The organism is Methylobacterium sp. NPDC097929 (assembly GCF_049543375.1).
Classification (GTDB): domain Bacteria; phylum Pseudomonadota; class Alphaproteobacteria; order Rhizobiales; family Beijerinckiaceae; genus Methylobacterium.
In genome coordinates this window covers 35,058-45,184 of record NZ_JBMVEP010000016.1, presented here as the reverse complement: position 1 = coordinate 45,184, position 10,127 = coordinate 35,058, and the positions used below count along the sequence as shown (strand labels likewise).

Below are 10,127 nucleotides of genomic sequence, written 5' to 3'. Positions count from 1 at the left end.
TCTCCAACCACCGGACGATCGAGCCGTGATGCGGTCTCTCGACACCCTCATCCCGCTGCGGTCCAAGCCCGAGGCCGGCCGCGCCCCCGTCGGCGAGGAGGCGGGCGCGGGCGCTGCCGCCGGCTTCGAGGCGATGCTCGGCGCCTTCGAGAGCGGTGCGCCACAGCGCGGCGAGGCTACGACGGGCGAACCCGAGGCCGGAGCGGACAAGCCCGCCGCCTCCCCGACCGACGCACCCCTCGCCCCCGGCACCGAGACCGGCTGCGCCCTTCAGGCACTGATGGCGCTCGCCGGCCCCGCCGCACCCATCGTCGCTCCCGCCCCCTCCACCGGGGTCGAGGCCATGGTGCAGCGCGCCGCGGCCCGGTCCGGCTCACGAGCCGACCTGCGATCGGCGGAGACGATGGGACCGGTTTCGGTGGTCGGCCTGGAGACGCATTTCGCGCCCGTTCGGCCGCGCGGACCGGCGCCTTCGCCGTCGGACGCCCCGGGGTTCGGGCAGGTGGCGGGCGAACGCTCCGCACCGGCCGTCGTCCCGGCGCCCATCGACACCGGTGCCGCACCGGAAATCCCGGCCGCAGAGCCGGGGGCGCGCCTCGCCTCGATTCCACGGGATGCGTCCGATGCGAATGCGACGCCGGGCGTGCCCGCCGATCGGCCGGTTTCGGTGCGGGAGCAGCGATTGCCGGAAGACCGCTCCCCCGCGGGGGGATCATCGGCCTTCGACGCGCCGCCGATCCCGGTGGGCACGTTCGAGCTCGGACGCGATGCCCGGACCGATGAGGCGGCCGGCCTCGTACCGCCACAGCCGGCAACGCCTCGTCCGACGATGTCCGACGCCGCACGAAGTTTCGAGATCCGCGCCGCCTCGCCGCCGCTCGGCGCGCCGCCACAGCCCGCACAACCGGAATTGGAACAAGCCTCTCCAGCCGGGCCGGCAGCGGTCGAAGCCGCTCCGGCGCAGGCTGCGATGCCCGCGTCCCCTCGAAGCTTGTCGGGAAGCGGGCGCAGCATCCGACCCACCGGCACGACCGATGCGACGACCCTCTCCGGGTCCGTCGAACCGGCGGCGGCCGAGGCCTCGGAGCCGTCTCCCCTGCTCCAACCCGGCGCGACGCCACCGGCCGAGCGCGATCCCGAACCGCAGAGGACGCATCCGGCCGGCGGCGCTCCCCTCGAACCGATTGCGGAGCGGGCGGCCCCATCGGCGCCGGGCACGGAGGTTGCGCCTCGGCGAGGTCAGGCAAGCGCGGCTGACGCGATCGATCTGCCCGGCGCCGAAGCGCCGCGCCCGGAGGCCCCATTCGTCGAATCGATAGCGCACGAGACCGCGACCGCACCGGCTCCGGCGCCGGCCTCGCCGCTGCGCCAGATCGTCGACGCGATCTCGGTCCAGTTGCCCGCGGCACCCGCCGCCCAGGCCCGCCCGATCCCAGTCCCGAGCGAGGCCGGGCCGCTGAAGATCCTCACGCTCCAGCTCCATCCGGCCGAACTCGGCTCGGTGCTGGTGCGGATGCGCCTGCAGGACGGGCGCCTGGAGATGAGCCTGCGCACCAGCCACGAGGAGACCGCCGAGCGCCTGCGCAAGGAGGGCGATCTGCTCTCGGGCCTGCTGCGCGAGGCCGGGTACGAGCCCGAGGCAGTGACGATCCAGGGCGGCGGCAGCGGAGCGGGCGAGTCCGGCCCGCGCAGCCAGGGCTTCGGCGCCTTCGCGGAGTCGCATGGCGGCCAGCACGACAGACAGCCGGGCGCGGCGACGCAAGATCATTCGGGCCGACGCCCGTCCCCCCGTGCGGACGAGGCCGCCAAGCCCAGAGAGGAGCAGGAGCATGAGACGGATTCTGGCGGGCGCGATCGCGGCAGTCTGTATCTCTAGCGCCGTCGGGACGGACGCGGCGACCGCACATTCCGTCGATCGGCAGGCGGGTTCGGCTCACGCGAGCACGGCCGGCGACGGCATGGTCGCTGGTCCCGCCCGCGGCGAGGCCGGAGCGGCCTCCCGAATCTGCGAGCGCCAGATGGCGCAGGCCGCCGCCAAGTACGGGGTGCCGCTCGGCATGCTCTACGCGGTCGGGCTGACGGAGAGCGGCAAGCGCGGCTCGCTCCAGCCCTACGCCATGAACATCCAGGGCAAGGCCTATTTCGGCACCAGCGCCGGCGACGTGGTGCAGCGTCTCACGCAGGCGCAGCGCGAGGGCGTGCGCCTGGTCGATCTCGGCTGCATGCAGATCAACCACCACTATCACCGGGCGAAGTTCGCCTCCCTGGAGGCGATGATCGATCCGGCCCAGAACGTGGAATACGCCACCCGCTTCCTGAAGGAGCTGAAGGAGCGCGAGGGCAGCTGGACGCTGGCCGTGGCGCGCTACCATGCAGGGCCCAACAACAACCCGGCGCAGAAGCTCTACGTCTGCCGCGTCATCACCAACATGGTCGCGACCGGCTTCGGCAACTGGACGCCGGGAGCGAAGGCGTTCTGCCAGTAGCCGGGCTCACCCGACATAGGTGTAGCCCATGTAGCGCTTGGCCTCGATCGGATCGTGGCCGAGACGCTCGGCGAGCTTCTTGCGCAGCTTGCTCACGTGGCCCTCGATCACGCTCTCCTCGACGCCGTTGCTGTAGACGCCGTAGACCACGTTGAAGACCTGGGTCTTGGTGAGCCGGCGCCCGCGGTTGCGCACGAGGTATTCGAGGATGTGGCGCTCCCGCCGCGGCAGGGAGAGCGGGACGCCGTCGATCTCGGGGTCGCGCCCGTCGTGGAAGACCTTGAGCCGCTCGACGGGTCCGGCCTCGCCGCCCGTCCCGGCCTCCGCCTCGCCCGCCGGAGCCTGAGCCGCCCCTTGCGCGGCGTTGACCCGGCGCCAGATCGCCTCGGACCGGGCCAGGATCTCGCGGACATGGACGGGCTTGGGCAGCACGTCGTCGATGCCGGCTTCCAGGAGTTCGACGGTCTGCTCGAGCGAGCGCAGGTCGGCCAGGGCGATGATCGGCGCACGGGACTGCTTGCGGATGACGCCCGCGCATTTCGCCCGCTCCTCGAAATCGCCGAGGAGGAAGCCCTGGATCGCCTCGACGTCGCTGCTCGAGGCCGCCCTCAGCCAGCTCAGGAATTCGTCGGGCATGAGCGCGAACGAGGAGATCCCCTCACGCTCGAAGCTGGCCTTGTAACCCGCCTTCACCGTGTCGCGCGGATCGACCAGAAAATACATCGGCGACCATCCCCCTGATCCGGCCCGCTCCGTGAACCGAGCGGTGTCGCAGCGCGTCGGGCCGAGTCGCCTCTCTCGGACGCCGAGTCGCCGCAGCGGGGTATCCATGTCGTAGCGCGGCGAGGGGGTCAATCACGCGCGCGTGATCGCCACGAAGCCGCCCGCATTCCCGTTGCGCGCGTTGCATTCGGGCACAACTCAGGCGTTTCCCACCCGCGCCTGGTCGAGGGCGCTGGCGAAGCCGTCCAGCCCGATCGCGGCGGTGTTCTCGGCGACGATGCGCTGGATCGCGACGCCCGCGAACAGGTCGTCGAGCACCAGCTTGAAGAACACCGTCACGGGCTCGGTCGCGAATTCCAGGTCGAGGACGACCTGGATGGAATGGCCCCAGTCGAGGCTCACGTCGGCCCCGTCGGCATAGGTCAGGACCGAATCCTTGAAGAACAGCTCCGCGGAGGAGGCGACGAGGTCGGCGATGTTGCCGTGCCGCTGCCCGCGGATCCAGCCGATCAGCACGCCGCCGTCGAGCAGGCACAGCTCGGCGATGAAGCCGCGCAGCGCCTGGGCGAAGAGTTCCTCGGCCGCCGCGAAGGCGTTGGGCGGCATCGGCAAGGCTGGCGCGAAACGGTGAACCTGGGGGGTCATCGGGCTCTCGCGAAAAGGAAGAAAAGGATCTGCGCCACGGCGCGGTAAAATTCGGCGGGAATCGTCTGATCGACCTGCACAGCATCGTACAGCGACCTTGCGAGAGGCTTGTCCTCGATCACCGCGATGCCTTTTTCCTCGGCGATGGCGCGGATTCTCAGCGCGATGAGATCCTGGCCCTTGGCGAGCACGAGCGGGGCCGGGTTCTCGGCCGGCTCGTAGCGCAGGGCCACCGCGAAGTGGGTCGGGTTGGCGATCACCACGGTCGCCCGGTCGACGTTGGCGAGCATCCGGTTGCGGGCGCGGTCCTGGGCGAGCGAGCGCAGCCGCGCCTTGATGAAGGGATCGCCCTCGGTCTGCTTGTGCTCGTCCTTGATGTCCTGGCGCGACATCCGGAGCGAGCGCTGCCAGCGCAGCCGCGCCCAGACGAGGTCGCCCGCCACGATGACGATGGTGGCGATGGCCACCGCCGACACGAGCCGGATCGAGACCGTCAGGATCAGTTCGGGCAGCTGGCTCGGATCGACGAACATGGCGTTCACGGCTCTTGTCCGCTCCGAGCGAAGGAGCAGAAGGGCAACGACACTGACCGACAGGAATTTAACGAGGGATTTCAGGAACTCGACCTGACCCGAGGTCCCGAAGATTCGTGCGAAGCCCGCCATCGGCGAGACCCGCGACCATTTCGGCGTGATCCGGTCGAGGACGAGGCGCGGCAGGTTCTGGAGCAGCGAGGCGGCGAGGCTGCAGACCGCCAGGATCAGCAGGATCGGCAGAAGGAAGGTGCCCGCCGCCAGCGCCACCCGGCTGAGGAGCAGCATGGCATCCCCGCCCGTCTCCAGGGAGAAGCCGCGCGGATCGTCGAGGAGCGGCGCGAAATCCTGCGCGAGCTGCGCCGCCTGACCGCGGGCGAACAGCGCCAGAGCGATCAGCAGGCCCAGCGTCGAGGCGAAGACCGGCGCCTCGCGCGAGAACGGAATGTCGCCCTTATCGATCGCCTCCCGCACCCGCCGCTCCGTGGCGGCTTCGGTCTTGCTCTCCTTGTCCTCGCCGTCCGCCACGCCTCAGCCCCGCAGGCGAGCGCGACGGCGGCGCGGGTCAGCGGATGAGCGCCTCATCCTCGCCTCCCGGATTGATCTCGATCTCCCCGCGCCCGGCCATCTCCATGGCCAGATCGGTGATGGAGCGGCGCGCCTCGAGCACGTCGCGCTGCGCCGCCGGCTCGCCGCCGTTCAGCTCGTGCTCGACCATGCGGCGCACCCGGGCCGAGAGGGCGCCGAGGACGGTGGTGCGGAACTCCGCGTCCGTGCCCTTGAGCGCGAGCACCAGCCGGTCGTTGGGCACGGCATCGAACAGGGTCGTGCGCGCGCGCGGCGCCAGCTTGACGATGTCGTCGAAGGTGAAGAGCAGACCTTTCAGGATCTCCACCGATTTCGGGCGCGTCTCGCCGAGGCTGGTCAGCACGTCGTCCATCTGCTGGCGCTCCATCTTGTTGATGATGTCGGCCATCTTGGCGTGCGTGTCGGCGCCCGAATTGCGCGCGCCGTTGATCATGAAGTCCTCGTGCAGGGTCTTCTCGATGGCCTGCAGCACGTCGTCGACGATCGGCTTGACGCTCAGCATCCGCCGCATCACCGTGTTGCGTAAGGGGGCCGGCAGGTGTCCCATCACCTTGGCGGCGGTGGCGGGCTTGACCTTCGAGAGGATGAGCGCCGCGGTCTGGGGATGCTCCTTGACGAGGTAGCTCGCCAGCACGCTCTCCTGCACCGTGCCGAGCCGCTCCCAGATCGAGCGGGTGGCGCCGCCGCGCAGGTCGGCGAGGATGTCCGCGATCTGATCGGCCGGCAGCAGGCCGCTGAGCAGCTTCTCGACCTCGCCCGCGGTGCCGATCAGGCTGTTGCCGGCGGAGAACTCGGCGGAAAAGGTCTCCACCACCGTGTCGAGCTGCTCGGGGCTGACCGCGCCGAGATTGGAGGCCGAGCGGGTGATGCGCTTGAGCTCGTCCGGCTCGAAATACTTGATGAGCCGCCCGGCCGCGGGCTTGCCCATGGCGAGCAGGAGCGCCGCCACCTGATCGACGGGGTCGAGCCGCCGGGCCTTCGCGCGGGTGGCGAGGGCGCCCGGAGGGAGGGCGTCCGCTGGAATGGGGCTCGATGCCATGGCGGCGCGCTTGCCCCGAGACTCAAGCGTTCGGGTCGGCGGCGGAGGGGCCGACCACCTCGGTCAGCGACACGCCGAAGCGGGAATTGTCTTCCTCGACGATGACGATCTCGCCCCGGGCGATGACGCGGCCGTTGACCATCACGTCCACGGGCTCGCCGACCCGGTGGTCGAGGGGCACGACGGCCCCGCGCCCGAGCTTCATCAGGTCGGCCACCGGCATGGTCGCAGAGCCCAGCACGACCTGCATCAGCACCGGGATGCGCAGGATCGAATCGAGGTTGCGCCCGTCGCCGACGCGGGGCTCGGTGCCGGCGAGATCGGTCTCGGGGAAGGGGCTGCTGCTCATCGCTCGGGCTCGTGGGGTCGGCTTGGCCTCGGGGACGGTCTAGCGGGTCTGGCTGACGCGAGGCTGTCGCCGAGAATTCTCGACCTCCTCAGGCCACGTGCATAAGCACGTTCTCGCCTCCGTTTTGAGGTCGCCTCTGAGTAGCACCTGTGCCGCGACGTTCGGCTGATTTGTCAAACAACAAACTTCTGCCCTATCTTCCTCATGACGAGGAATTTTGGAAAAAATACTGCCACTTAAATTGTTTTCGACCCTCCACGCTCACATAGCCAGCCGCATCAACAGATTTGAGACCGCAATGCCGATAACGCGTATTTTGATTCGACAAAACAATAAAAAACATAGATTTTTGAAAATTGAGCAATCTCTAGATGGATCATTACTGATTTTTCTGGACCGAGACCCCCGTCTTAGCACGGGACCAGCGTACATGTATGAAGGCCATCAATTTAATTCAGTGGAACAGAATTATGCGGAGAAACTCCCAAGCGCTAGATACAGCATTCACACGACCGGTGAAGTTCATCGTTACGCAAGAGGCAGTCGGTCTGCGACAACATACATAGAACCCCTGTATAGATTATCTAAATTCCATCAAATAGCATTCATTTCCATACCCAAGGTCGGGAAGCTGGATGATTACGATGAGAGCAGGCATCAAAGTGACGTTTCAGCATTGATAGACGTCGGCTCAGAAGAAAATACGCGATTGACATTCACTATGAGTATCGGCCCGAAAATCGCACAACTCAGCAACAAAGAATACATCGAAATAAATTATGAAATTTACAGGTTGATTGTTATTCCAGCGAAATTACCTCTTGCAATCCCACGTGAGCAGTCGGAATATTTCATATGCGGCATGCCACGCGTAGGAGAATTTCAGACCAGACAAATCGACAAAACGCAAGCAGAACTCGATTTTTACAAGTCTATAAACCCGGATGTGCCGCAGATTTATCGTGAGCCAGGCGGAGCATATGTCGTATTTGCGCAAACTCCAATGGCTCGATCGCCACATTTTGCTGTAAGATTCAACCGTCCAGATCTTAAAGCAGAGATGATACCATTCACAAGCAAAAATGAAATTAACCACAAGGTACGATTTTGGATATTCGATAAGGGAGGCAAAAATAAAATAGATGATTTGCGAAAACACATATTGAGCTATACCCTTGACGCTGAAATCTCATGATGAATTTATATCAACGCAAAGACGATGTTCGCTAGCTATTCAAAAATAACAGTACAATACTGCGATATGTGGATTCCATTCCGCTGAGCATGTAAATAATCAGGAGTTAAAGTGTCAGTGGTTGTCGGAGCGCGCCGCGACGAGGGCCGCGCGCGACGCCTCCAGCGCGTCGAGCACCGCCCGCGCCTCCTCGATCTTGTGGCTCAGGGCCTCCAGAACCTCGCGGCCCTCCTCCTTGAAGGAGCGAACCGCCTCGCCGGCCTGGGTCAGGGCCACGCCGGAGGCGGCCACCGCCGCGCCGTACTCGGCTTGAGTCCGGTCGAGGCGCTTGAGCTTCAGGTACATCGGCACCACGCAGGCGCTCGTGGCGACGAGCGCGACGAGGAGTATGCCGTCAACCAGCGAGCCCATGGCCGCCCTCCTTCTCGGGATTGATCGCGTCCTCCACCCGCAGGACGTAGGCGCCCTGCGACTGCCCGGCCCGGCACCAGAACAGCGGCCGGTCGTTGCCTTCGAGCTTGATCCGCGTGGCGGGCGTCGCGTCCAGGCCGATCACCTGCCCGACCTTCAGCCCGGCGATCTCGCCGAGCGTCAGGTGGCGCTCCTCGAGCACCGCGCGCAGGCGCACGGTGGTCTTCTGCACCTCCGCCGCGATCTGCTCGGCCCAACGCGGATCGCGGGCAGCGGATTCGCCGGTCAGCACCTTGCCCAGCGCCGGGCGCAGCGGGTTCAGCACCGTCTGCGGAATGATGAGGAACATCTCGCCGCCGCGGTTGAGCGCCTGGAGCAGGAACTTGGCCTGCACCGCCTTGTTGGAGCGCCGGCCGATCACCGCGAATTCCATCCGCGTCTCCGTCCGCTCCAGCCGGAAGGCCGTCCGCGAAACGAGGCCGAAGGAGGATTCGAGCGCCTTGCCGACCTGCTCGAACACCATCTGCGCGATGCGCAGCTCGATGGCCGAGAAGGTGCGCTCGTCCTCCACCGGCGGCTCGGAGCCGTCGGAGCCGAACAGCACTTCGACCATGGTGTAGATGAAGTCGCGGTCGAGCCCGACCAGCACGTGCCCATCCCAGTCGGGCGCCTGGAAGATGCCGACCACCGCGTTGGCGTCGTAGGCATCGAGGAACTCGCCGAAGCGCCCGCTCTCGACGCCGCTGAGCGAGTAGAAGGTCGGGGAGGCGGCCAGGTGCTTGGCCGCGTCGCTGCAGGCGGTGGCGAGGCGATCGAACACCACGTGGAGCATCGGCAGCCGGTCGAGCGACAGGCCGCCGGCTTCCTGGATGCGGGCGCGGATGTCGGCCGCGGGCTTGGTCGCGGTCACGAAGGGCGGGAGCGCGGGCGCGGCCTCGGGCGCCGCGTTGAAGGCGTGGTCGGAGGTCCGGGTCTCGTCCATCTGGAAAAAACCCTCAGGCCGCGGCCGGCTCGGCGCGGGCGCCCAGCACGGTGGCGCTCTCGACCTCGTCGATGGTCGGGCGGTCGGCCCCGGCGATGCCCTTGCGGCCGTGCTCGATCGCGACTTGGGGCAGTGCGCCGTTCATGTAGGCGATCAGGCTCTGCTTCACGATGGTGTAGACGCTGCACTGCTTCTCGCGCACGCCCTTGATCTTCACGGCGAGCGGGGCGAGCATCCCGTAGGAGGCGAACACGCCGATGAAGGTGCCGACCAGCGCGGCGCCGATCAGGCCGCCGAGGATCTGCGGCGACTGGTCCAGCGCGCCCATCGCCTTCACGATGCCGAGCACCGCCGCGACGATGCCGAGCGCCGGCAGCGCCTCCGCCACGGTGTTGATCGCGGCATAGGGCTTGAGCTTGTACTTCTTGTGCGTGCCGATCTCCTCCTCCATCAGCGCCTCGATCTCGTGCGAGCGGGCGTTGCCGATGAGGATCAGGCGGCAATAGTCGCAGATGAACAGGACCAGATCCTGGTCCTTGGTCACCTCGGGATAGTTCTTGAAGATCTCGGAATTGGCCGGATCGTCGAAATGCGTCTCGACCTCGTTGCGCGGCTTGGTCTTGAGCTCGCGCATCAGGGCGTGCAGCAGCCCGAGCAGCGAGAGGAAGTCCTGGCGCTTGGGGCCCTTGTTGGTGAAGGCCTCCATCGTCGCCTTGCCGGAATCGACCACGGTCTTCATCGGGTTGGCGATGACGAAGGTGCCCGCCGCCATGCCGAAGATGATGACGAACTCCCAGGGCTGCCAGATCACGATCAGGTGCCCGCCCATGGCGACGAAGCCGCCGAGCATGCAGCCGATCGCGATGACGAGGCCGACGAGGATGCCCATGACGAAGGCTCCGGAGACAACCGTTTGCGGGGACGGGCGTCGGCAGGCGATGCCCCTTCGAGCCGCAGCGAATAGGCGCGGTGGCTTGCGCGGAGCTTTTTGGGGCGATGCGGCGCCCCGGCTTGGAGGCGGGCCCGCGAGCGCATAACTGAGGCGCATGACCCGTGGCGATGCTCCCGACCGATGGTCGGGAGCATCGCGTCCGGCGGATGCCCGCCGCCTCGCATTCGCGAGGGCAGCCGGCGATGACAAGCACTCATCGCCGGCTGACATTCAACGTGTTTCGA

At 66.8% G+C, this 10,127-nt stretch carries 11 protein-coding genes; 3 read left to right on the top strand and 8 right to left on the bottom strand.

The window, feature by feature from the left end; genetic code table 11:
• The first annotated feature begins 28 nt into the window (after positions 1-28).
• Positions 29-1,876 (top strand): flagellar hook-length control protein FliK, encoded by a 1,848-nt coding sequence (locus ACPCJR_RS23660; RefSeq protein ID WP_391515343.1) that lies wholly within the window; start codon positions 29-31, stop codon positions 1,874-1,876.
• Complete coding sequence (locus ACPCJR_RS23655) at positions 1,830-2,486, top strand: transglycosylase SLT domain-containing protein (protein ID WP_391515345.1); 657 nt, start codon at positions 1,830-1,832, stop codon at positions 2,484-2,486. Before ACPCJR_RS23660 ends, ACPCJR_RS23655 begins: the two co-directional genes overlap by 47 nt.
• A 6-nt stretch (positions 2,487-2,492) precedes the next feature.
• Here the strand turns inward: ACPCJR_RS23655 and ACPCJR_RS23650 are convergent, their stop codons facing one another.
• The 5 genes from ACPCJR_RS23650 to fliN form a co-directional block, all read right to left on the bottom strand.
• Positions 2,493-3,209, bottom strand: a complete 717-nt coding sequence (locus ACPCJR_RS23650) for a response regulator transcription factor (RefSeq protein ID WP_391515347.1) — start codon at positions 3,207-3,209, stop codon at positions 2,493-2,495.
• A gap of 198 nt (positions 3,210-3,407) precedes the next feature.
• Positions 3,408-3,854, bottom strand: a complete 447-nt coding sequence (locus ACPCJR_RS23645; RefSeq protein WP_391515349.1) for a hypothetical protein — start codon at positions 3,852-3,854, stop codon at positions 3,408-3,410.
• A complete protein-coding gene (gene flhB / locus ACPCJR_RS23640) occupies positions 3,851-4,915 on the bottom strand; it encodes a flagellar biosynthesis protein FlhB (protein WP_391515350.1) in 1,065 nt (354 codons plus the stop codon). The genes ACPCJR_RS23645 and flhB overlap by 4 nt, the downstream gene beginning before the upstream one ends.
• Before the next feature lie 37 nt (positions 4,916-4,952).
• Positions 4,953-6,014, bottom strand: coding sequence for a flagellar motor switch protein FliG (locus ACPCJR_RS23635; RefSeq protein WP_391515352.1), 1,062 nt, complete (start codon positions 6,012-6,014; stop codon positions 4,953-4,955).
• 22 nt (positions 6,015-6,036) lie between these two features.
• Positions 6,037-6,363, bottom strand: a complete 327-nt coding sequence (fliN, locus tag ACPCJR_RS23630; protein WP_391515354.1) for a flagellar motor switch protein FliN — start codon at positions 6,361-6,363, stop codon at positions 6,037-6,039.
• Between the two features lie 430 nt (positions 6,364-6,793).
• Here fliN and ACPCJR_RS23625 point away from each other — a divergent pair, with 430 nt between their 5' ends.
• On the top strand, positions 6,794-7,558 hold the full coding sequence (locus ACPCJR_RS23625; protein ID WP_391515356.1) for a hypothetical protein: 765 nt from the start codon (positions 6,794-6,796) through the stop codon (positions 7,556-7,558).
• 114 nt (positions 7,559-7,672) lie between these two features.
• On the opposite strand, the gene ACPCJR_RS23620 is transcribed toward ACPCJR_RS23625, so the two are convergent.
• From ACPCJR_RS23620 to motA, 3 genes are read right to left on the bottom strand one after another with little or no spacing between them, the layout of a single operon-like run.
• Positions 7,673-7,969, bottom strand: a complete 297-nt coding sequence (locus tag ACPCJR_RS23620; protein WP_391515358.1) for a hypothetical protein — start codon at positions 7,967-7,969, stop codon at positions 7,673-7,675.
• The gene (locus tag ACPCJR_RS23615; protein WP_391515359.1) at positions 7,953-8,951 is read right to left on the bottom strand and encodes a flagellar motor switch protein FliM; all 999 of its coding nucleotides are present in this window, start codon (positions 8,949-8,951) and stop codon (positions 7,953-7,955) included. Before ACPCJR_RS23615 ends, ACPCJR_RS23620 begins: the two co-directional genes overlap by 17 nt.
• 13 nt (positions 8,952-8,964) lie before the next feature.
• Complete coding sequence (motA, locus tag ACPCJR_RS23610) at positions 8,965-9,840, bottom strand: flagellar motor stator protein MotA (RefSeq protein ID WP_391515361.1); 876 nt, start codon at positions 9,838-9,840, stop codon at positions 8,965-8,967.
• Positions 9,841-10,127: the final 287 nt, after the last annotated feature.

Coding starts and splice junctions, on each gene's coding strand:
- ACPCJR_RS23660 (WP_391515343.1), top strand. CDS start 29: ATGCGGTCTCTCGACACCCTCATCCCGCTGCGGTCCAAGCCCGAGGCC.
- ACPCJR_RS23625 (WP_391515356.1), top strand. CDS start 6,794: ATGTATGAAGGCCATCAATTTAATTCAGTGGAACAGAATTATGCGGAG.
- fliN (WP_391515354.1), bottom strand. CDS start 6,363: ATGAGCAGCAGCCCCTTCCCCGAGACCGATCTCGCCGGCACCGAGCCC.
- ACPCJR_RS23650 (WP_391515347.1), bottom strand. CDS start 3,209: ATGTATTTTCTGGTCGATCCGCGCGACACGGTGAAGGCGGGTTACAAG.
- ACPCJR_RS23645 (WP_391515349.1), bottom strand. CDS start 3,854: ATGACCCCCCAGGTTCACCGTTTCGCGCCAGCCTTGCCGATGCCGCCC.
- ACPCJR_RS23655 (WP_391515345.1), top strand. CDS start 1,830: ATGAGACGGATTCTGGCGGGCGCGATCGCGGCAGTCTGTATCTCTAGC.
- ACPCJR_RS23635 (WP_391515352.1), bottom strand. CDS start 6,014: ATGGCATCGAGCCCCATTCCAGCGGACGCCCTCCCTCCGGGCGCCCTC.
- ACPCJR_RS23615 (WP_391515359.1), bottom strand. CDS start 8,951: ATGGACGAGACCCGGACCTCCGACCACGCCTTCAACGCGGCGCCCGAG.
- ACPCJR_RS23620 (WP_391515358.1), bottom strand. CDS start 7,969: ATGGGCTCGCTGGTTGACGGCATACTCCTCGTCGCGCTCGTCGCCACG.
- motA (WP_391515361.1), bottom strand. CDS start 9,840: ATGGGCATCCTCGTCGGCCTCGTCATCGCGATCGGCTGCATGCTCGGC.